Source organism: Streptomyces sp. NPDC048211 (assembly GCF_043202315.1).
In the GTDB taxonomy this organism is placed as follows: domain Bacteria; phylum Actinomycetota; class Actinomycetes; order Streptomycetales; family Streptomycetaceae; genus Streptomyces.
The window spans coordinates 271,891-292,972 of the sequence record NZ_JBIDAD010000005.1 but is presented as its reverse complement, the minus strand read 5'-3'; the positions used below and the strand labels follow the sequence as shown (position 1 = coordinate 292,972).

Sequence of the window (21,082 nt, the reverse complement as noted above, 5' to 3'; positions counted from 1 at the left end):
TGTGGAGTGCCCTCGCCGGGGCGGTCCTGCGGCGCACGGCACGCGGCGGTGCGTCGGTGTGAGTACGAGGAGGGGTGGGCGAGGGGTCACAGTGTCCCGGTCCGGCGCGCGCCGAGTCCAAGGGTTTTCCCGCTGCAGCCGTGCCGCGCGGCCCGTCGTTGGCCGATTCCCGTCCACCGGCGCGCGGGGGCTCAGCGGCGCGAAAGGGTGGTGAAGGACGTGCCGGCCGGCCTTCCGTCGTCCCGTGGCGCCGGGTGGGCCGTCCCCTGAGGAATGCGACGGCGAGCGAGCGTCGTACGAACGAGCCGGGTCGTCGAGGTCGGCGGCAAGGTCCTGCTGTCGCCCCAGTCCCACCTGTACCTGGACCGACCGTACGCGGCCGAGTTCGCGTCCTCCGAGCAGGCGGAGGCCGCCGGACGCCTCGGCTTCGGCAACTACCGGCCCCGGGGAATCGAGCACGCCGCGTCCTGGGACCCGGCCGCCGGCGGAATTCCGGACGCATGCGTCGCGGGCGTCGAAGCGACGCTGTTCGCCGAGCAGTTCAAGGGCTTCGACGACGTCACCGTACTGCTGTTGCCCCGGCTGGCGTCGGTGGCGGAGGCCGCCTGGTGCGGGCGGGCCCGCAGGGGGCCGAGTACCGCGAACGCCTGGCCCACCACGGGCGGATGTGGGACGAGCGGGGGCTGGACTGCTTCGCGAGCACGGAGGTCCCGTGGGCCGGTTGACCGTCGCGGTCGGCGTGGACGGCGCCCCGGGTACGCTGCCCGGGACTCGCCGCCCCTTCAGACGAACGGACCGATCCCATGCGCGTTGTGTTCACCGGCCGCGTCATCGAATGGCGGGGGCCCTCACCGTTCTACTTCGCCACCGTGCCAGAAGAGCAGGCCGCCGACATCCGCGAGGTGGCCGCGATGGCGACATACGGCTGGGGGGCGGTCCCCGTCGAGGCCCGGATCGGCGAGACCACCTTCACCACGTCGCTCTTCCCCAGGGACAACGGCTATCTGCTCCCGCTCAAGAACGCAGTACGCCGGCCGCAGGGCCTCACGGCGGGCGATGACGTCGCCGTGAGCATGACCGTACGCATCTGAGGGCTGTCCCTTCGGGCCTTCGACGTCCCCCGTGATCCAGGATCCTCACCGGCCGGCCCGCGCATTCCAGGTGCGGGCCATCGACGGATCCGCAAGACGCGTGCGTGGGGCGCGCCCGTCCGAATCCCCGGGCTCCCGGGAAGGAGCCGTCATCACGTACGGGTCAGGCGGCTTCGACCAGCGCCCCGAGGTCCGGGACGCGTACCGGAACGACGTCCGGCTCGGCGCCGGACCGGAGAATGAGAGATGCCCGTGCGAGGCCCGCTGTGGGCAGACCGGCCGGGGGCGGCAGTCGGGGACGCTCTCGTGAGGGTGATCAGAGAGGCAGCGGGTGTCCGTGCCCTGAGTGGGGCTATCGGCGCGCTGGGGCCGGTTCACCGCCCGTTCCCGGCGGTTCGCGGCAACAGGTCCCGGCCGTAGGGAAAATCAGTGGCGTGGCTGGGCCCTCGACGACGATCATGTCGCGCATGAGCGACCGACCCGCACGATGGACCCGGGCCACCGTCTACCCCGACATGTGGGCGGACCCGGACGACGACCCCCGCAACAACAATGGCGACGGGGCCGGCCCGGACGGCGAACTCGCGACGCTGCAGGACTTCCTGAGGGACTACCGCCTGACCCTGCGGATGAAGTGCGACGGACTGGACGCGGAACAGCTGGCCCGTCGGTCGGTTCCGCCGTCGACGATGTCGCTGCTCGGACTGCTCCGGCACCTGGCCGAGGTCGAGCGGGACTGGCACAACTGGATCAGCGACGCCGATCCGCTGCCCAAGCTCTACGGCGGGAGTGACGCGGACTTCGACGGAGCGGTCGCGGATCAGGCGATGGTCGACGCCGCGTACGCCGATCTGGAGCGCGAGCAGGCGGAGTTGGACGCCGCGCTGGCCAGGCATCCCGATCTGGGCGAGCGGCTGGGGAAGGACCGGATCGCGGTACGGGAACTGATGGTGCACAGGATCGACGAGTACGCCCGGCACTGCGGGCACGCCGACCTGCTTCGCGAGTGTGTCGACGGGCGGGTGGGCCAGTAACCGGGGCCGCTGCCCGCCCGTCAGACCGGTGCCGGGCGGGCGGCGCCCCGGTCAGTCCTTGCTGGCCGCCTGCCAGGTCAGCCCCCAGCCGTATTCGATGTCGGCTGCCTGCTGTTTGAGGATGCCGGGCGGCAGCACGAGGTACTTCGCCTCCCGACGGACGATCAGTTCGCCGCCGATGTTCTCGATCAGCGCGATCGCGGCCACCGGAGAGGGAACGGTGCACTCGTCCAGGAGCACCTCGATCGGCGGTCCGGCGGGCGGATGGAGCGTGGCGACTCCGTTCAGCCCCGCGAAGCTCGACGCTCCGGAGTAGATCACCACGAACACGAGGAGGCGCTTGATCTCCGCCGTGTGATCAAGGTTGATCATGAGGTTCTCGCCGGCCTCGCTCGTACCGGTCCGGTCGTCCTGGTCCAGCTGGACATACGGCGGCTGGTCGAACGAGCCGAACTGGTTGTTGATGGGATGGACGATCCCCATCGCTCCGTTCTGCAGCTCCCACAGGCAGGACAGGTCCAGGTCGACGTCCTCCAGCCGGACGGCACCCGGCCCCTTCTTCATCCAGCCGCGCGGTGGCCGGCGAGCACTCCACGAGAGGTTGACCCGCATGGCTCCCGAGGTCGCCCCCTGCTTGGCCAGCGATACCGCAGGTGCCGTCTTCGTCAACGTGATCTTCGAAAGACGCACGGGCTGAACGGGAACGGGCGGCGGGCCCTGCGGTGCCGGGGGCGGCGTCTCGGGCTGTGGGCGGGAGGCCGCAGGCCGCACCGGTGGGGGCGGGGCAGGCCGGTCGACGGTGATCCCGAAATCCGTGGCGAGCCCCGCCAGCCCGGAGGCGTACCCCTGCCCGACGGCCCGGAACTTCCAGGCACCGTTGCGCCGGTACAGCTCCCCGAGCACGAACGCCGTCTCCGTCGTGGCGTCCGTGGCATCGAATCGCGCCGTCTCCGCACCGCTCGCCGCGTCGAGGACGCGCACGAACAGTCCGGGCACCTGGCCGAACGTGCCGTCCGTCGAGGCCGCGACCACGACGGTCCCGACCTCCTGCTCCACCGCCGACAGCGCCACACCGATCGTTTCGACCGCGCCGGCCCCGTCCTGGCGCCTTCCCTCGTGCCGCACGGCCCCACCGGGATGGACGGGCTGGTTGTAGAACACGAAGTCGTCGTCCGACCGCACCCGGCCGGCCTCCGTCAGCAGGAGTGCCGACACATCCACGTCGGGGACCCCGGGTCCTTCGCGCCAGCCCAGCTCCACCCTCACGTGGGTACTTGCCACGGGCGTGTTGGCGCCCTTGCGCAAAGACATGCGGGTCCTCCTCCATGGTCACTCCGACTACCGCAGGCTACGGAACTTTGCCGTGTCCTCCTCCTCGAACGCGGTAATTTGCGGTGCCCCGTGCGGAGTTGACCGACCCAGGGGATCCGCACACCGGTGAATGGCGGATTCTCCCTCGACGTGCGCCGCCGTCGGCGGCACCGACGGACGGACCGGGGAGCCCCGGTCGCCACCTCCTGCCCGGCTTCTCGCTTTCCGCCCCGGCACGGCAGAGGCTGCGACTTCACCGCCACCGCTGCAGATACTGACGGTGCATCATTCATTCATCAAGGACTGCGAATCGGTCGAGGGGGCCAACGATGAGCGCCGGCGCCGAACCTCGCATCCCGCGCCTGACAGCCGTGCTGCGGGGCCTACGGGCCCCCGACCTCACCCCGTGGACGCACCTGTCCGAGCCACCCGCCGCGCCTCGGCCGGGAGCACCGCGCGCCATGTTCCTCGGGGTGTCCACGATTCTGCTCGACGACGGTGACAGCAGGATCCTCACCGATGGTTTCTTCAGCCGCCCCGGCCTGGCACGCATGCGGTTCGGCCGCCTGCGGCCGCACCGCGCCCGCATCGACGCCGGCCTGCGCCGAGCCGGCATCGACCACCTGGATGCCGTGTTCGTCGTCCACTCGCACTACGACCACGCCCTGGACTCCCCCGCGGTGGCCGCGGCGACGGGCGCCCGCCTCATCGGCTCATCGTCCACCCGCAACATCGCACGCGGGCAGGGATTCCCGGACGATCGCTTCCAGCCGGCCGTCACGGGAGTGCCGTTCACCATCGGGCGTTTCACGCTCACCGCCCTGCCCGCCCGGCACAGCCCGGGCGACCTCGCCCCCGGCCGGATCGACCGGCCGCTGCGACCGCCGGTCCGCGCCACGGACTACAGAACCGGTGACTGTTACACGCTGCACGTCCGCCACGGCACACACCGGCTCCTGATCCACGCCAGCGCGCACAGCCTGCCCGGCGCCCTCGACCGTCACGCCGCCGACACGGTCTACCTGGGGATCGGGGCGCTCGGCAAACAGGACGAGGCGTTCCGGGAGGAGTACTGGCACAGGCTGGTCACCGCCACGGGTGCCCGACGCGTCGTCCCCATCCACTGGGACGACTTCTTCCGTTCCCTCGACCGTCCGTTGAGGCCCTTCCGTGCCTTCCTCGACGACTTCCCGACCACCATGGACTTTCTGACCCACAAGGCCGCACACGCGGGAGTCTCCCTGGCCCTGCCGGTTCTCGGCCGCCGAACGGATCCCTGGCCGCCCCGACCCACCGCACCGCCGCCGGCGCGCACCGGCTGATTACCGGTCCACCACACAGGCCCCTTCCGGCAATCCCCCATGAGCAGGACCCAGACCCACACGAGTGAGCGAACGCGGTAGCACGGGCCGTGTTCCGCAGTCGCGTCAAGGGAAGCTCGATCATTCGCACTTCTGATCGAGATTTCGCCCTCCCACACCCGTGACGACGAGAGCGATTCGCCAGTTACCCGATTACCTGTCCGCATCGCGCCCGAGGAGTACCCGTGCGTCGCCTGCACCTTGCCGCGCTCAAGCATCCTGCGTTCGAGCGCGGGCTCCCCCGCCCGGGCGCCGCCGCTCACCCCGCGCGGGGCTGTGCCGGATTCCCCTCCGCCGTATCAACCGACTGACCGGCCCTCCCCGGCAACCGTGACCTCGCACCCCGACAACCGTATGGAGACGTCGGCTTGGACAGCGAACAGATCAACCTCCGCACGTGGAACGCGTACGGCACACACCACCTCGCACGGGGAACGGAGATCCCCGAAGCCGACCGCCTCTCCTGGGGCCCCTGGCCGACCGGACCGGGAGCCGAGATCCTCGGCGACCTGACCGGCCGTCGCGTTCTGGACCTCGGCTCCGGCATCGGGAGGCACGCCGCGCACCTCGTACGTGAACACGCAGCAGTCGTGGACGCCATCGACTCCTCACCGGGCCAGCACCGACGCGCCTGTGACCGGTACGGCGATCTGGAAGGGCTCCGGCTTCTCCTGGGTGACGCAGTCGACCACTTACGGTCCACCGAGGCGTACGACGTCATCTACTCCATCGGCGCGGTCCCCTACATCGACCCCCGCCGTCTGATTCCGGCCCTCGCCCCGGCGCTCAAGCCGGGCGGAAGGCTCTGCTTCACCACCCTTCACACGAACAGCCTCGGCAACGGCCCCTCCCAGTCCGTGACCGCCCGCCCCGAGGTCCTGCCGCTGGCCGGCGGTGACGACCTCACCGTGCACATGTGGGTCCTCGCCCCGGAGCTGTGGGAGGACCTGCTCACCGAGCACGGGCTGCGCGTCGAAAGCGTCGACGCCCTCGACTCCCCCGACAGCGACGACCACGTGTCGTACCGCGTCTTCCGAGTGCGACGGCACACCTGCGTCACTTCCCCGCCCCGTTCGTCCCGGCCGCCCGCCCAGGACCGGCCGCCGCTCCCGACGGGGACCTCAGCCCGTGAGGCGAGCAGCACGGCCGTCATGCTCGTCAACCGTCGAGGCCAGTACCTGCTGCACCTGCGGGACGCGAACAAGCCGATCTGCGATCCGGGCACGTGGTCCCTGGTCGGCGGTGCCCCCGAGGGTGCGGAGACCCTCGACGAAGCCATCGCGCGCGAGATCCACGAGGAGACGGGACTGACCGTTCCGGGACTCGTCCCCTACGCCCGGGCCCCCACCACAGGGCCTCATCTCACCAGCGGACGCATCCTGGTCTACGTGGGCCATTGGGACGGCGACGCCGACGCGTTGCCCGTCACCGAAGGAATCATGTTCCGCTGGTTCGACGTGGCCACCATGAAACATCTGACCATGTGCGCCTGGGCGCACGAGGTGATCCTTGCCCACCACGCCGAGCAGGTCGAACAGATCGAGCAACCCGCTTCGGAAGAGCAGGTCGCGCCACCGGGTCCGGACCCGACCGGCACCACGTGAGTGCGCACCGATCGCCGGCGCCACATGGGCACAGCCGGATCGCCGCCGCTCCCGCCCACACCATCCAAACCGTCATCCCACATCCGTCATCGTCCAGAAGGGTCGGAACGCGTTGGCCAAGCCCCCGGTTCATGAGCAGCGTCGCATCGCAGGAGCGGATCTGCAGCAACCCCGAGTGGAACCGAGAAACCACGGCGTGAGCCCCACCTGGCTGCCCCCGGAGCAGTACGCCGAAACGGTGTTGAAGGCGACCGCGTTCGCCTGTCTGTTCTTCACGGACGAGCATGACCATCCGCTGCAGCTGAGAGCGGTCTACTCGCGCACCCACCCGTGGCAACTGGTCGGCGGAACCATGGACCCGGGCGAACGACCGTGGGAGACGGCGGTGAGGGAATGCCGCGAGGAGACCGGGATCGTGTTCGGCGGCCGCCCCGAACTGCTGGCGACGGTCTTCGGCCAGCCCGGGGCCGAGTGGCCCTACGCAACGATCGGCTTCGTCTTCGAGGGCGGCCGGCTCACCTCCGACGAGATCAGGTCCCTCACCCTGGATCCCGCCGAACACGACGAAGCCCGCGTCCTGCCCATGCCGCAGTGGCAGGCACACATGCCACAGCGGGACTTCAGCCGACTGGAAGAAGTGGTGAAGGCACGACGCACGGGCACAACGGCGTACTTCGATTGCTGGGACTGGGAGGACTGACGCCGAACCGCCCGACGCACAGGCGGTCCTCGCTGCTGGCCCCCGGTCGGTCCTGCTGCTGACCCCCGGTCGGTCCTGCTGATGGGACCCCCGGTCGGTCGTCCTCGCGCACCGAGGCCCGGTCGCTCCTCGTGTGACGACGGCCGGCCAATCCTCGTGTGCCGACGATCCCGTGAGCTGAGTGCGACGAGCGCCTGGCCTGTCCCGCCCATGCGGAACCCCGTCATCGACAACCACCGACGGCACGTACTCCCGGATCGTCGGGGCTCCGGCGCAGCCGGAGCCCCGACCAGATCAGCTGGTGGGGAAGTTGTCGGGGGTGCTGATGCGGCCCTTGAGCAGCGTCCCGGATTCGGTCAGCACACCGCTGCTGCTGTAGTCGCTTCCGTCGCAGGTGCCCGGCTGGAACGCCGCGCTGCTCTCGGGGGCGTCGGAGTAGGTCCAGTTCGCGTAGCCGATCTTCAGCTGGTCGAGCAGGTCCAGCCAGGCCGTGGTGCTCGCCCGGTCGAGCGCTCCACCGCCGGTGGCACTGACAGTACCGAACTCGGTGACGAACAGGGGGAGTTGAGCAGCAGCCCGGCTCACGGTGGAACGGTAGGAGTCCTTGTGGCTCGCCGCGTAGAAGTGGAACGCGTACATGATGTTGGTGGCGTTGACGGGGTTGTTGACGATCTCGCTCTCGTTGGAGCCGTCGGAGACGCCCAGTGAGGACCAGCCGCGGGTACCGACGACGACAACAGCATCGGGGTCGGCCGCGCGGATCACCGGGATGACCTGCTCGGCATAGCTCTTGATGGCCGTCCAGCTCACGCCGTTGGGCTCATTGGCGATCTCGTAGATCACGTTCTTCTTGCCGGCGTTACGGGCCGCGACGGACGCGAAGAACGTCTTCGCGCGGTCGAGGTTGAAGTTCGGGTCGCCCGGCGTAAGAGTGTGGAAGTCGATCAGCGCGTACAGGCCCCGCGCTTCGGCCATGTCGACGATGCTGTTCACACGGTTGGTGAAGCCCGCCGGGTCCGTCTCGTAACCGTCTTCCTGCACATACATGGCGACGCGCAGCAGATCCGCCTTCCAGTCCTTCGCCAGCGCATCCACGGACGCGTCGTTGTAGCACTGACTGAACCACTGGATGCCGTGCGTGCTCATCCCCCGCAGTTGTATGGGGCGGTCGTACTGATTGCACAGGTGCACACCGCAGACGTGCACCTGTCCGTTGATGCCCACGGGAGTGCCGTCGTCGTCACCCGGGTCGGGCGACGGGGTCCCGTCGACGGATCCCGTACAGGCGACGCCGTTGAGGGTGAACGCCGTCGGCTTCGGGTTGGCCCCCGTGAAGGAACCCACCATCCCCACGTCCGCCGCCGCGCCGGTGGCCAGCGTGCGGTTCCAGTCGATGCCCACGGCCGTGACCGTGGAGCCGGACTGCGACCACGTGGCGTTCCATCCCTGGACCACCTTCTGCCCGGGGTCCGGCATGGTGATCGCGAGCGTCCAACCGTTCACCGGTGCACCCAGGTTGGTGACCTTCACTCCGGCCTGGAAGCCGCCCGCCCACTGGCTGGTGACCGTGTAGTCGACCTTGCATCCGGTGGCGGCCACAGCCTGGGGACCGAACAGAGCGGTGAGGCCCAGTATCGTCGCGCAGGCTGCCAGCAGAGCCAAGAAGCGTTTCATAGCATTCCTCCTCGTACGTAAGGGAAATGTCGTGATGGGAGCGCTCCCGAACTGTCTCGGCCAGGAACTGACTGCCCCGCCTCGATACGTAACGAACTTATTCGCAGGTCGAGTTGACTATCCGGCACGGTGAAGTCCTCCTGCACAACCAGCCGTTCGGGGCTGTTGCGCTCGATGGGACGCAATGGGATTGGGAGCGCTCCCAATCTGGTGGGGCGCGCGACGCGCCGTCAAGCTGTTGGACGGAATTCGCCGCCGCTGTTGCATTTCAGGGGGTGACCGCGCCCCGCAACTGGGGCCCGCGCTCCGGCCGCCCACTACTCGTCCGGCGTTCATACCGTCACGCGGGTGCCCGCCGGCCGGACGGACGCAGAGCCGGGCCACACCCCAACCTCGCGATCCACATCTGGACCAGCAAACCCATGGGTGAGGGTGTCCGATGAACATCGGCTGCGGGAGCGCTCCTTCGCCGCCGTCGCTTCTTCGGCATCACCCGGACCGAGCACCTGTCGGAACGTAAGATCAGGTGCTCTTGGGGGTGGGAACATGCTGAAGCGGAGTTCCGGCACACCGACGCTGGAGGAAGTGGCCGCCCTTGCCGGGGTGGGGCGGGGCACGGTCTCCCGGGTGATCAACAACGCGTCGGGGGTCAAGGCGTCCACACGACGTGCCGTGCAGCGCGCGATCGACGAACTGGACTACGTGCCCAATCTGGCAGCACGCTCACTGGCCGGACGGCGCGCGAACGCCGTCGCACTGGTGATGACTCAGACGGACTGGCGACTGTTCGGCGAGCCGTTCTTCTCGGAGGTCGCACAGGCGGTCGGTGATGCCCTGACCGAGGCGGACGTGCAGCTTCTGCTCACCCTCGTCCGTACCGACGCGGAGCGGCAGCGACTCGTGAAGTACGTGCGAGGCGGGCGGATAGACGGGGTGCTGCTCATGTCCGTACGCGCCGAGGACCGGCTGCCGGACATGCTCGCCGACGCAGGGCTGCCGACGGTGTTGCTCGGCAGGCGCTCGAACGAGGAGCGGGTGACCTACGTGGATTCGGACAACGTCGGCGGCGCGCGGGCCGCGGTCGGCCATCTGGCGCGTGGCGGGCGGAAGGCCATCGCCGCGATCACCGGCCCGCCCGAGATGTACGCCGCCCAGTGCCGGCTTCGCGGCTATCGGGAAGCGCTCGGCGATGCCGGGCTCGACGCGGTGCCGTCCCTGGTCGCCCAGGGAGACTTCACCGAGGCGAGCGGGCGGCGGGCGATGGCCGGACTCATCGAGCGGCACCCGGAGATCGACGCCGTCTTCGCCGCGTCGGACAGCATGGCGGCCGGGGCCCTGACCGCCCTGCACGCGGCGGGACGCCGGGTGCCTCAGGATGTGGCGGTGACCGGCTTCGACGACTTCGAGCTGGCCGAGCAGACCGAGCCGCCACTGACGACCGTCCGTCAGCCGATGGAGGAGATCGGCCGGACCATGGTGCGACTGCTGCTGGAGGAGATCGAGCAGCCGCAGGTTGCCTGGCGCCACGTCCTCCTGCGGACACAGTTGGTGGTGCGCGAGTCCACCTGAGTCGCCTGCGCGCGCCACGTCGACCGCCGGACGGGCCGGACTCTCTCGGCCCGGACAGCGGCCCGAGTAGCGACCCGACCGGCGCACGCCGGGACGGCTTGGCATCTCCCTGATCTCCGGGATCTCCCGGGACACCCCTGACCTGCGCCTCCGGAATCCGTTGGACGCATTCCGGTTCGACGGGTTGTCAGGAACACGACGACGCTCTTACAGTCCCCTACAGAGCAGCATGTGGGAGCGCTCCCATGTGGGGTGGCCGCACGCCCCGACTCCCCGCTCGCCGCATCCGGGTCACCCCGCCCGGAGAGGCCGCGCGCGTGCGCGCCACCACGGCACCCGCGCAGCTGGACCACCCACGCCCCGCACCGACTGGACTAGCCCCACCGGAAGCAGAGCCCCATACGGACACAGGAGACCCCCATGACCCGACGCAGAAAACAACTCGCCTCCCTGGCGACGGTGCTCGCGACACTGCTCAGCGGTTTAGCCCTGACGCTCCTGGGCCAGGGAAACGCTGAGGCGCACGGCGTGACCATGACACCGGGATCGCGTACGTACCTCTGCATGCTGGACGCCAAGACCAGCACCGGCGCCCTGGACCCGACCAACCCGGCATGCAGGGCCGCGCTGGACGAAAGCGGCGCGACCGCGCTGTACAACTGGTTCGCCGTACTCGACTCCAACGCGGGTGGGCGAGGGCAGGGTTACGTCCCCGACGGAAAGCTGTGCAGCGCCGGTGACCGATCGCCGTACAACTTCACCGGCTACAACGCCGCACGCTCCGACTGGCCTCGGACTCATCTGACATCCGGGAACACGATTCAGGTGAAGCACAGCAACTGGGCCGCGCACCCCGGCTCGTTCCGGGTCTACATGTCCAAGCCCGGCTATTCGCCCAGCACCGAACTCGGCTGGGACGACCTCGAATTGATCCAGACCGTCACCAACCCGCCGATGACCGGCTCGCCGGGCACGGACGGTGGCCACTACTACTGGGATCTGAACCTGCCGTCGGGCCGCTCGGGTGACGCGGTGATGTTCATCCAGTGGGTTCGCTCGGACAGCCAGGAAAACTTCTTCTCCTGCTCCGACATCGTGTTCGACGGCGGCAACGGCGAGGTGACCGGCATCCGCGGCTCGGGCAGCACTCCGACTCCGGACCCGACGCCCACACCGACGGACCCGACGGACCCGACGGACCCGCACACCGGGTGCATGGCCCTCTACAACGTGACCAACTCCTGGAGCGGCGGCTTCCAGGGCTCCGTCGAGGTCATGAACCACGGCACGACGGCGCGTGAGGGCTGGGCCGTGCAGTGGACACCCGGCACGGGAGCCAAGATCAGCAGTGTGTGGAACGGGGTGCTGACGACAGGATCCGACGGCACGCTCACGGTCAAGAACGTCGACTACAACCGGACCATCCCACCGGACGGCAGCGTCACCTTCGGGTTCACGGCGACATCGACCGGCAACGACTTTCCGATCGGCTCGATCAGCTGCGTCAATCCCTGACCGGCAATCCCTGGCGGGACAGCCCCTGGGGCGTGATTTGAAAGTCCCGTCCGGCTCGCGACGCCCTCCGGGCGGACGACGCTACTTTCATAACACGCCCTAGCAGCCGATGAACCCGTGCCGGTTCCCGCATCGTGCGGGAACCGGCACCTTCCCGAAGGGGGCTGCCTGCGTCGACACGCCGAAGGTGTCCGCGACCCGCAGGCAGCAACATTTCAGGTGGACCTGATCTGCCCGATTCAGGATCGGCGGCACATGCCGTTCAAGACCGACTGGAATGATTTCTGGGACGCGAGAGGACCGTTGCAGAAATCGCCGGTCAGTGATGGCCGTGTGCACTGTCCGAAGCGCCGCCGAAAAGCCTCGCGACGGCACGGAACGGAAGCGTGACGACTGTAGCGATGGCGCCTCCGACGGACCTCAGAACGTCTGCAATAGCCTTCAGCATGTCAGAACCTCCGTAGGAATATGACGGGTCCTCGAAATGGATTTCTTCAGCGGACTCCGGTACTCAGCTCGTACCCGGCCGGCGGGATCGAAAACGGGTGGCTATCCGCGCGCCCCGGTAACGCGTCCGATCCGGGGTGGAACGGTCGCCGCTCGGGACACCGGCGCATCCAACGCACCGACAGGCCTTCTGCGGTCTCACCTGCACGTCAAGCGGCCCGGTTCGGGGATTCGGGGATCGCGTTCACGCAGGATTGCGACACGCTGCATTGATCCGCATCCAGGGAGAATGTGAATGCCTGGCCCCCTCGACGTTCCGACACCATTGCACCCACGTCACTCGACAATCTCACTGCGCTGACCCGTCGAATCGGATGAAGATATCCCATGCCTACCCATCGGGGACGCCTCACGCCTACCCATCGGGGAACCATGACGACAGATAGAGCGGGAAATGCGGATACCCCTCCAGCAATCTGCGCATCGTCGGGTAACGGGTGGGAACGGGCTCCGTTCACCCCCCTGGAGGGACCCCGTTCGGCGATCAAATGCTTTTGCGCCACACCGCGCAGAAGTGGCGCGAACGAATATTGCCCGACCCCACTCGCGACGCGCAATCTGGAATTGCGGGAGCGCTCCCACACAACTGGCACTCTCCCGAGAAACCGACATCCCCCCACCGGAAAGAAAAAGATCATGAATCGTCATACCCATGATGTTCATCGTCTACGGCGCCTCCTGACGCCGGCCCTGAGCGCTGTCGCCGCCGTGCTCCTCAGTCTGATCCCCGGGAGCGGCACCGCCGTGGCCCACGGATCGGTCGTGGACCCGGCATCGCGCAACTACGGCTGCTGGCAGCGCTGGGGCAGCGACTTCCAGAACCCGGCCATGGCACAGCAGGACCCCATGTGCTGGCAGGCCTGGCAGGCCGACCCCAACGCCATGTGGAACTGGAACGGCCTGTACCGGAACGGATCCGGCGGCGACTTCCAGGCGGTCGTCCCGGACGGACAGCTGTGCAGCGGCGGTCGGACCGAGAGCGGCCGCTACAACTCGCTGGACACCGTGGGCGCGTGGAAGACCACGGACATCGCCGACGACTTCACGGTCCAGTTGAACGACCAGGCCAGCCATGGCGCGGACTACTTCCAGGTCTACGTCACCCGGCAGGGCTTCGACCCCACCACCGAGGCCCTGCGGTGGAGCGACCTCGAACTGGTCGCCCTGACCGGCGAGTACGGACCCAGCCAGAACTACGCGATCCCCGTGAGCACGTCCGGCTACAGCGGTCGCCACGTCGTCTACACGATCTGGCAGGCCTCGCACATGGACCAGACGTACTTCCTCTGCAGTGATGTGAACTTCGGCTGACCCCGCGCTCACAGATGTGTCCCGTCGGACGCCGCACCCTCCGGCGGGACACGCTCGCGCCCGGAAGTACCGGCGCACCACCCGCACGTCGGAGCTTCCCACTGACCGGCAGCGGTGACGTCCGACCGGAACAGGGGTCCTCCGCCCGGGACGCGCCTCCGGGTCCGGACCGCTCGTCCGTGAACACCATCGCCGTGCAGGCGTCCATGAGTCTGGAGCCGACATGTTACGACGCCGCTGTACAGGGCCGATCTTGCTGGCCCTCCTGCTGACCGCCCTCGCCTCGTCACCCGCCACCGCGGCCCGGCCTTCCGCCGCAGCCCAGCCCCTCGCCGCAGCCCAGTCAGTCGCCCCGGCGGGCAACGTGCCTGACGGCGCGGTGGCGGCCCCCTCGTCCGTCCCACTCCCCTCGCTCCGTGCGACCACCACCCAGGTGGCCTCCGGGCTGAGGCGGCCCACCGCTCTCGCCGCCCCCGCTGACGGCACGGACCGGTTGTTCATCACCGAGAAGTCCGGCACCGTGCGCGTGTACCACCCGGACACCGGCCTGGCCCCGGCCCCGCTCATCGACATCACCGCGAGCGTGGACGAATCGGGCAACGAGCGCGGACTGCTCGGTATCGCTGTCCCGCCCGACTTCGCCGACAGCCATCACCTGTACCTGGCGTACACGGCTCTGCCCGACGGCGCGGTCACCCTCGCCCGCTACCGGCTCGACGAGTCCCGCTCGGAGGTGCTGCTCTCTCAGCCGCATGCGGAGCACAGCAACCACAACGGCGGTCAGCTCGCCTTCGGCCCCGACGGCCGGCTGTACTGGAGCATCGGTGACGGCGGTGGCTCCGCAGACCCCTTCCGCTCCGGCCAGCGACTGGACACCCTGCTGGGCAAGATCATGCGCATCGACGTGAGCCGCGGCTGCGGCACGCTCCCCTACTGCGTGCCCGGTGACAACCCCTTCGTGGGCACGCCGGGCGCCCGCGGGGAGATCTGGCTGTACGGGCTGCGCAACCCGTGGCGGTTCTCCTTCGACAGCGGCGACGGCTCGATGTGGATCGGCGACGTCGGCCAGGGCCGCTGGGAGGAGGTCGACCATCTCGCCGCCGGACAGGGAGGGCTGAATCTCGGCTGGTCCTGCTACGAGGGCCTGGAGAGGTTCGACGGCGGGGACTGCCTGCCCGGCGCAGCGTACACAGAGCCGGTCTTCACCTACTCTCCCTACACCGGCGGCTGCTCCGTCATCGGCGGTCACGTCTACCGGGGCCAGAAGTACGCCGCCCTCGTCGGTGGCACGTACATCGCCACCGACTGCTGCTCGTCCACGGTCTGGGCGCTGCGCCCCGATGGCGAAGGCGGCTACGAGCAGGCCGAGATCGGGGAGATGCCCACGCAGGTGACGTCGATCGGCACGACGGCCGACGGAGAGTTCTACGTCGTCAACGACCTGCCGGGCGGCCTGCACCGCGTGTCCTTCGCACGGGAGGAACCCACCTGCCGCGTGGACCGCACCGTGCGCACCTGGGGTACCGGCACAACGGTCGACCTCACCGTCACCAACACCGGCAGCACCGCGGTGAACGGCTGGACGCTGGAATTCCCGCTGGCCCTCGGACAGGTCGTCACCTCCGACTGGAACACGGACCTCACCCAGGGAAGCAACACGGTCACCGCCAACGACGCCACGCACAACGCGACGATCGCCCCCGGCGCGAGCATCACTCTCGGATACCTCGCCCAGCACAGCGGCGACTCGTCGGCGCCACCACGTTTCATGCTGAACGAAGACGCCTGCGCCGTCGGCCGCTGAACCTTCAGCACCGTGCCCTCCGTCCGGACCGATACTTTTGGAGCGGTGCACCAATTTGGTTCACCGCTCCAAAAATGTCATCATGAGGGCATGGCAACGCGCGACGGCCGTCCTCAGCGGCGTAACCAGGTGCTCTCACGGGAGCGGATCATCGCGACGGCGATCGAGCTGCTCGACGCGGGCGGCGAGGGTGGTCTGACCGTCCGGGCACTGACCGAGCGCCTGGCCACCGGCTCCGGAGCGATCTACTACCAGGTGGGTACGCGCGACGAACTGCTGGACGCGGTGACGGAGACATTGGTCGGCGCGGCCCTGACAGCAGGGACCAGCGGGGAGGCGGCCACGCCCGGCGACGGGATCCGTGTCGTCGCGCTGGCCCTGTTCGACGCGATCACCGAGCATCCGTGGCTCGCCACCCGGCTGATCCTCCAGGTCGTGCGGAACCCTGTCGGTCCGGTGACCGTGGGGATCTTCGAGAGTATCGGCCGGCACGTGGGCGCCTTGGGCGTGCCACGCGATTCCTGGTTCGACGCCGCCTCGACGATCGTGCATTACCTCCTCGGAGCGATCAGCCAGAACGCGCGCATCGCCGGGGATATCCCGGACGTCGAGCCCGCCCGCGAAGAGTTCTTCGGCTCGGTGGAGACGGCGTGGCGGGAGCTCGACGCGGCGAAGTACCCGTTCATGCATGCCATCGCCGGCCAGGTCGGCCGGCACGACGACCGCGAACAGTTCCTCACCGGTATCGCGATCGTGCTCGACGGCCTCACCCGCCCTGGCTGACCCGGCACGAGGTTCGGATGAGCGCCGACTGTTCGACCGAGAAGGGCATCCCTCATGCATGACGTAGTGATCGCGGGCGGCGGACCGGTCGGCCTCTTCCTGGCGGGCGAGCTCGCCCTGGCCGGCTGCTCCGTACTGGTCCTGGAGCGGGACGACGAGATCGGCTCGCCGTGGAAGGCGCTCCCGCTCGGACTGCGGGGCCTCAACGCCGGGTCGGCCGAGACGCTCCACCGCAGGGGGCTGCTCGAAGCGGTGATCGGTGCGTCACGCGCCGATGCGACGAAGGTCGGCGCGGCCCCGGACGCGATCGAGGCGCCGGCACCTCGTGACGTGAGCCATTTCGCGGGGATGGGTCTCGACGCGGCCGACATCGACGTGTCCTCCCTGCCGTTCCGGCTGCCAGGTCCGGCGATGGAGGGGTTCATGACGAGCCTCGAAGCGCTCGGCACGGTCCTGGCCGACCACGCGTCCTGCGTCGGCGTCGAGGTCGTCCGGGGTGCTGCGGTCACCGCCGTGACACGGCACGACGCGTCCGTCGTCGTCACGGCGGGCGGTCAGGAGTACGCAGCACGCTGGCTGGTGGGATGCGACGGCGGACGCAGCACGGTGCGCCGGCTTGCCGGCTTCGACTTCGTCGGTACCGAGCCGCTGTTCACCGGCTACGTGGCGCAGGTCGACTTCGCCGACCCCGACCCGTCGAAGCTGCCGTTCGGCTTCAACCCGACGGCGAACGGCATGTATCTGCGCACGCCCTTCGAGGGGCATCTGGGCCTGATGGACTTCGACGGCGGCGCCTTCGACCGCTCCCAGCCGCCGACGCGTGAGCACCTTCAGGAGGTGCTGCGCCGCGTCACCGGTGCCGACGTGACGCTGAACGGTGTACGCCGGGCATCGAGCTTCACCGACCGGGCGATGCAGGTGACGACCTACCGCAGGGGACGCGTGCTGCTGGCAGGCGACGCCGCGCACATCCACTCCCCGCTGGGCGGCCAGGGACTCAATCTCGGCATCGGCGATGCCGTGAACCTCGGCTGGAAGCTCGCGGCCACCGTGCGCGGCACCGCCCCCGCGGGCCTGCTCGACACCTACACCGGCGAGCGCCACCCCGTCGGCGCGGCGGTGCTGGACTGGTCGCGCGCCCAGGTGGCGACCATGCAGCCGGGCCCCAACGCTCCCGCCCTGCGCAGGCTCGTCCACGACCTGATGAGCACCCCCTCCGGGACGACCCACGTGTACCGGAGGACGGCGGGTCTGTTCCACCGGTACGACCTGGGCGGCGAGCACCCGCTCATCGGCTGCACCGCGCCCGACTTCCGCTACGAGGACGGCACCACCGTCGGCGACGTGCTGCGCCGGGGCCTGGGCGTCGTGCTCGACTTCGGCGACGGTCACGCGCTGGAGCCTTCTGCCCGGAGCTGGAAGGACCGCATCCGATACGTGTCGGGCCCGCCGCGCGACGCTCTCGGCCTCACCGCACTCCTCATCCGCCCCGACGGCGTCGTGGCCTGGGCCGATGAGCACGCGCCCGACCTCGTGACGTTCGAACGGGCCGCCGCCCGCTGGTTCGGCGGTCCGGAGATCTGACCGACCACACGTCATCCCGCAGCCGGAAGAGGCCGTTCAGGCGGCTGCCCTCGCCACGAGTTCCGCCGTGCTGAGGACGTGCTCGCCCGGCCCCAGGGCGACCGGCGGGCAACCGGGCAGTTCCGCGGTTCCGTCGCACCCCTCCGGTACGGCGATGCGGGCCGTCAGCCCCTTGGAGGTCTGCTCCCACGACAGGGCCACCGTGCCGTAGGGGTCTCGTGACGGGTGCGGGCCCACGTGGTGTCACCCCCGGACGCGGGCGGAAGAGGGGCCCACCGGACACGTCGACGAGGTGGCTCCCCTGGTGGTCTTCCTGATGTCCGATCAGGCGGCTTTCATCAGCGGGGCCGAGATACCCGTCGACGGCGGCCTCACCGCGCACGGCGGCGTCAGGTCCCTCTCTGGCGCCCTTCGTCCGGAATCCGCAAGGTGAAACGCGACCCCTGGTGCACTCGTTCGCCCGCTGAACCCGGACCTGCCGATCGGAGCCGGACGGCCGATCGGTATGCCGCCCGCCCCGTTCCGGTCAGTGCTCCAGTGCGGGGAGCCGGGCGAGGGCGGTGTCGTGCATGATGCGGTCGACGGTATCCGCCAGGATGCTGCCGGAGTCGATGACGGTCTCGATGCCGCCGGGCAGGAGATCGAGCGGGCGATACCACTCGCGCAACTGGTTCTCGCCGACCTCGTCCGCGATGGGTTTGGTCGCGTGTCTGGCCAGGGTCTCCACGAAGGGGACGTCCAGGTAGTAGCAGTGGGTGTGCCCGCGATGGTCGGCCAGCAGTTGCTGGAGCATCTGCCCGTAGTGGTCCGCGTAGAGGATGCCTTCGAGGACGACGTGATACCCGGCGTCCAGGCTGTAGCGGGCGACCGTGTCGATGAGGCCGATGTTCACGCCGCCGGGGCGGTCGTGTTCACGCAGGACCACCCGGCGGAGGTTGTCCTGGCCGACCAGGGCCAGGCCGCGGCCGAATCGTTCCCTGATCCCTGCCGCGACCGAGGACTTGCCCGAGGCGCTGTTCCCCCGCAGGAGAACGAGTCCGGTCTCTGCCGTGCCCACCATCATCCGCCCACGCTACCGGCGGCCACCGCCCTCGGGAACGCACATGTCCGCGCGCCACGGGCAGTCTCCCCGATGGTGCGCATGCCCCGCCCGTGTGCGGTGGGGGCGCGGGTTTCCCCGGATATGTGCGCCGCCGTGGAACGAGGGCAGAATCGCCCTCAAGTTCCAAGGGCCGAAAGGTCGGTTGGTGGCTGACGGCGCACATCAGGCCCGCGTCACTGGACGCGCCGCTTGTTCTCAGCGTTTTCCGAGTCCTCGTCGTCGTCCGATCCCGGTACGTAGACGTCCAGCACCTTGATGTTGATCTCGACGACTTCCAGACCGGTCATGGTCTCGACCGCATCGGTGACGTTGCTCCGGATGTTCTTCGCAGCCTCCAGGATGCGGGTTCCGTACTCCACCACGATGTTGACGTCGATGGCGGTCTGCTTCTCCCCCACCTCCACCTTCACGCCGCGGCCGGGGTCGTTGGAGCGGGACACCTTGTCCTTGACCGCCCCCATGGCCCGGGACGCGCCCCCGCCGACGGAATGGATCCCGTCGGTCTCGCGCACGGCTATTCCCGCGATCGTCGAGACCACGGCATCCGCGATGACGGTGGTGCCACGTGTTCCACCCGACGTGTCACCGGTGCTCAGTGAAGTGCCGCTCTGGCTGTCATTTGTCGCCATGAGTTCCTCGCACAGAGTTGTCAGCGAGGGGGCGGACCGGTCTCTGCGGACTCCTCCGCCGACCTGTGCCCCCTCTTTTCCACTGTGCTCCGGATGCGTGCCGTCCGCCATTCGGGTGGCCGCGTACGCTCCCGCCGTTCGAACCGGCGTCTCGGCGTCTCGTTCCCGGCCTCTGCCGTCAGTCGCGAGGCAGCAGACTGCCCAGCGGCCCCAGATCCAGATTGAGGTCTTCCGGACGCACTCCGTGCTGCTCGCAGAGCTCCGTCATGCGCTGGTCGAGCATCATGAGGGTGGTACCGATCTCGTCGGTCTGCTCGTCGGTGAGGTCGCCCTGGTCGATGCGCCGCATGGCCTGGCGTTCCATCAGCTGACGGAGCAACTCGACCACGGTGAGGACGAGCGTGACGAGGTCGCGCCCCATCTTCTCGGAATCCAGGTCGACTCGTGAGGTCGTCACAGTGGCCCGCTGTCCGCCCACGGGGCAGGTACGCGTTCGTTGACGGACGAGAGCAGGGCGTGCAACGACACCCGTACGAGCGGCACATCAGCGATCGCGATCACCAGGTCCCCGCTGACGACCACCCCTGTCGCCAGGACCCGGTCCAGGAGATCCACCAAGGGCACTCCGATGGGACCGCTCAAGTCGCCCGGGCTGTCCCACGGAACCGCGTCGTGCGTCACGACTCACACCTCGCCGACGAAGGAGTAGGGAACCCACGGGCCCGAAAGCTCGATCTCCGCACCGGTACGTTCACGCAAGCTGCTGGCCAGCACGTCCAGTTCGCCCGCGCGGTCATCGGCGACCAGATAGGTGGCGTTGAGGACCTGGACCCTGTGGTCGCCGGCGGCGCCGTGGCCGTGCGGCCGGAGTCGCCGCGAAGCCTTGGCGATGCGGCTCACATCCGCGTCCACGGCCTCGGCGACGCGCAGTGACTCCCCCTGCCGCTGTTCGCGCCGCGCCTGCAGGTTCCGCTTGCGGTCCAGGTAGGCGCGTCCGGCCCCGGGGGCGGGACGCGTCGGCACGGTGTCCTTCGGCCGCTCTGCCGAAGCGCTGCCCTCCTCATCGCGGGAAGGTTTGGGCGCGTACACCTTCACGCCCCACTCCGCGTGATGCGCAATACGGCTCAGGGCCCTGTGAAAGCGCGGCGACTCGTTGTCCAGCGCGGCTCTGGCCCTGTCCTCCCCCTGGTACAGCGTGGCCAGCGGCAGAGGCACCGTGGGTGTCCCGGCAGCGACCTGTGACACCACCGTGTGGTGGGCGCGAGCGTACCGTTCGAGCTCGGCCTCGTCCGTCAGTCGCTCCTTCCAGGCCTCGTCCGTGAACTCGGCCGACCGGACACCCTGCACGATCGCGGTGAGAGATCCGATGGGAAGGGCACGCACCGGTTCGTCCCGGGTGACGCCGATGAGTCCGGCGAGGTTCAGGGGTGCCTCGGCACGGCAGACGGCATACACGTAGATGGCGTTCGTATCCGGGGCCTGGGGGCCACGCTCCGTCATGTG

The 21,082-nt window shown here is 69.1% G+C and carries 20 protein-coding genes and 2 pseudogenes; 13 read left to right on the top strand and 9 right to left on the bottom strand.

The features are described from left to right. Positions 1-273: 273 nt before the first annotated feature. The 3 genes and pseudogenes from ACGFZA_RS20940 to ACGFZA_RS20930 form a co-directional block, all read left to right on the top strand. Positions 274-552, top strand: a pseudogene (locus ACGFZA_RS20940) (hypothetical protein); the annotation flags it as partial. Between the two features lie 251 nt (positions 553-803). Beyond that, the gene (locus tag ACGFZA_RS20935) at positions 804-1,091 is read left to right on the top strand and encodes a DUF1905 domain-containing protein (RefSeq protein ID WP_385274281.1); all 288 of its coding nucleotides are present in this window, start codon (positions 804-806) and stop codon (positions 1,089-1,091) included. A gap of 458 nt (positions 1,092-1,549) precedes the next feature. Beyond that, positions 1,550-2,125, top strand: a complete 576-nt coding sequence (locus ACGFZA_RS20930) for a DinB family protein (RefSeq protein WP_393681351.1) — start codon at positions 1,550-1,552, stop codon at positions 2,123-2,125. Between the two features lie 51 nt (positions 2,126-2,176). Here ACGFZA_RS20930 and ACGFZA_RS20925 read toward each other — a convergent pair whose 3' ends face one another. Continuing rightward, the gene (locus tag ACGFZA_RS20925; protein WP_385274278.1) at positions 2,177-3,436 is read right to left on the bottom strand and encodes a TerD family protein; all 1,260 of its coding nucleotides are present in this window, start codon (positions 3,434-3,436) and stop codon (positions 2,177-2,179) included. 329 nt (positions 3,437-3,765) lie between these two features. Between ACGFZA_RS20925 and ACGFZA_RS20920 the strand changes: the two genes are divergently transcribed. The 3 genes from ACGFZA_RS20920 (at position 3,766) to ACGFZA_RS20910 (ending at position 7,101) form a co-directional block, all read left to right on the top strand. After that, positions 3,766-4,758, top strand: coding sequence for an MBL fold metallo-hydrolase (locus ACGFZA_RS20920; protein WP_393680955.1), 993 nt, complete (start codon positions 3,766-3,768; stop codon positions 4,756-4,758). A gap of 407 nt (positions 4,759-5,165) precedes the next feature. Further along, positions 5,166-6,401 (top strand): NUDIX domain-containing protein, encoded by a 1,236-nt coding sequence (locus ACGFZA_RS20915; RefSeq protein WP_393680953.1) that lies wholly within the window; start codon positions 5,166-5,168, stop codon positions 6,399-6,401. 196 nt (positions 6,402-6,597) lie between these two features. Continuing rightward, positions 6,598-7,101, top strand: coding sequence for an NUDIX domain-containing protein (locus tag ACGFZA_RS20910; RefSeq protein WP_385274269.1), 504 nt, complete (start codon positions 6,598-6,600; stop codon positions 7,099-7,101). 294 nt (positions 7,102-7,395) lie between these two features. On the opposite strand, the gene ACGFZA_RS20905 is transcribed toward ACGFZA_RS20910, so the two are convergent. Further along, positions 7,396-8,775, bottom strand: coding sequence for a cellulase family glycosylhydrolase (locus ACGFZA_RS20905; RefSeq protein ID WP_393680950.1), 1,380 nt, complete (start codon positions 8,773-8,775; stop codon positions 7,396-7,398). A gap of 546 nt (positions 8,776-9,321) precedes the next feature. On the opposite strand from ACGFZA_RS20905, the gene ACGFZA_RS20900 reads away from it, so the two are divergent. Together ACGFZA_RS20900 and ACGFZA_RS20895 are read left to right on the top strand one after the other, a co-directional pair. Continuing rightward, positions 9,322-10,344 carry a LacI family DNA-binding transcriptional regulator gene (locus ACGFZA_RS20900; RefSeq protein WP_393680948.1) on the top strand — a complete coding sequence of 341 codons (1,023 nt, stop codon included), beginning with the start codon at positions 9,322-9,324 and terminating at the stop codon, positions 10,342-10,344. A 420-nt stretch (positions 10,345-10,764) separates the two neighbouring features. Continuing rightward, complete coding sequence (locus tag ACGFZA_RS20895) at positions 10,765-11,859, top strand: lytic polysaccharide monooxygenase (RefSeq protein ID WP_393680946.1); 1,095 nt, start codon at positions 10,765-10,767, stop codon at positions 11,857-11,859. 319 nt (positions 11,860-12,178) lie between these two features. On the opposite strand, the gene ACGFZA_RS20890 is transcribed toward ACGFZA_RS20895, so the two are convergent. Next, positions 12,179-12,307 (bottom strand): LPFR motif small protein, encoded by a 129-nt coding sequence (locus ACGFZA_RS20890; protein WP_393680944.1) that lies wholly within the window; start codon positions 12,305-12,307, stop codon positions 12,179-12,181. Between the two features lie 695 nt (positions 12,308-13,002). Here ACGFZA_RS20890 and ACGFZA_RS20885 point away from each other — a divergent pair. From ACGFZA_RS20885 to ACGFZA_RS20870, 4 genes are all read left to right on the top strand, one after another. Next, a complete protein-coding gene (locus ACGFZA_RS20885; RefSeq protein ID WP_393680942.1) occupies positions 13,003-13,677 on the top strand; it encodes a lytic polysaccharide monooxygenase in 675 nt (224 codons plus the stop codon). A 253-nt stretch (positions 13,678-13,930) separates the two neighbouring features. Continuing rightward, positions 13,931-15,481 (top strand): PQQ-dependent sugar dehydrogenase, encoded by a 1,551-nt coding sequence (locus ACGFZA_RS20880; protein WP_393680940.1) that lies wholly within the window; start codon positions 13,931-13,933, stop codon positions 15,479-15,481. Positions 15,482-15,571: 90 nt separating this feature from the next. Then, the gene (locus ACGFZA_RS20875) at positions 15,572-16,264 is read left to right on the top strand and encodes a TetR/AcrR family transcriptional regulator (RefSeq protein WP_393680938.1); all 693 of its coding nucleotides are present in this window, start codon (positions 15,572-15,574) and stop codon (positions 16,262-16,264) included. A 54-nt stretch (positions 16,265-16,318) separates the two neighbouring features. Further along, positions 16,319-17,848, top strand: coding sequence for an FAD-dependent monooxygenase (locus ACGFZA_RS20870; protein WP_393680936.1), 1,530 nt, complete (start codon positions 16,319-16,321; stop codon positions 17,846-17,848). Between the two features lie 36 nt (positions 17,849-17,884). On the opposite strand, the gene ACGFZA_RS20865 is transcribed toward ACGFZA_RS20870, so the two are convergent. Beyond that, positions 17,885-18,085, bottom strand: a complete 201-nt coding sequence (locus tag ACGFZA_RS20865; RefSeq protein ID WP_393680934.1) for a hypothetical protein — start codon at positions 18,083-18,085, stop codon at positions 17,885-17,887. Positions 18,086-18,116: 31 nt separating this feature from the next. Between ACGFZA_RS20865 and ACGFZA_RS20860 the strand changes: the two are divergent. After that, positions 18,117-18,281: pseudogene (locus ACGFZA_RS20860) on the top strand (SDR family oxidoreductase); the annotation flags it as partial. 93 nt (positions 18,282-18,374) lie between these two features. Here the strand turns inward: ACGFZA_RS20860 and ACGFZA_RS20855 are convergent. The 5 genes from ACGFZA_RS20855 to ACGFZA_RS20835 form a co-directional block, all read right to left on the bottom strand. Continuing rightward, a complete protein-coding gene (locus tag ACGFZA_RS20855) occupies positions 18,375-18,908 on the bottom strand; it encodes a kinase (protein ID WP_393681349.1) in 534 nt (177 codons plus the stop codon). Positions 18,909-19,123: 215 nt separating this feature from the next. Further along, complete coding sequence (locus tag ACGFZA_RS20850) at positions 19,124-19,579, bottom strand: Asp23/Gls24 family envelope stress response protein (protein ID WP_393680932.1); 456 nt, start codon at positions 19,577-19,579, stop codon at positions 19,124-19,126. Positions 19,580-19,757: 178 nt separating this feature from the next. Beyond that, positions 19,758-20,036 carry a gas vesicle protein K gene (locus tag ACGFZA_RS20845; RefSeq protein WP_385274235.1) on the bottom strand — a complete coding sequence of 93 codons (279 nt, stop codon included), beginning with the start codon at positions 20,034-20,036 and terminating at the stop codon, positions 19,758-19,760. Beyond that, the gene (locus ACGFZA_RS20840) at positions 20,033-20,260 is read right to left on the bottom strand and encodes a gas vesicle protein (RefSeq protein WP_385274232.1); all 228 of its coding nucleotides are present in this window, start codon (positions 20,258-20,260) and stop codon (positions 20,033-20,035) included. Before ACGFZA_RS20840 ends, ACGFZA_RS20845 begins: the two co-directional genes overlap by 4 nt. 3 nt (positions 20,261-20,263) lie before the next feature. Continuing rightward, positions 20,264-21,079: a GvpL/GvpF family gas vesicle protein gene (locus ACGFZA_RS20835; protein ID WP_393680929.1), complete on the bottom strand. Its 816-nt coding sequence runs from the start codon at positions 21,077-21,079 to the stop codon at positions 20,264-20,266. Between the last annotated feature and the right edge of the window lie 3 nt (positions 21,080-21,082).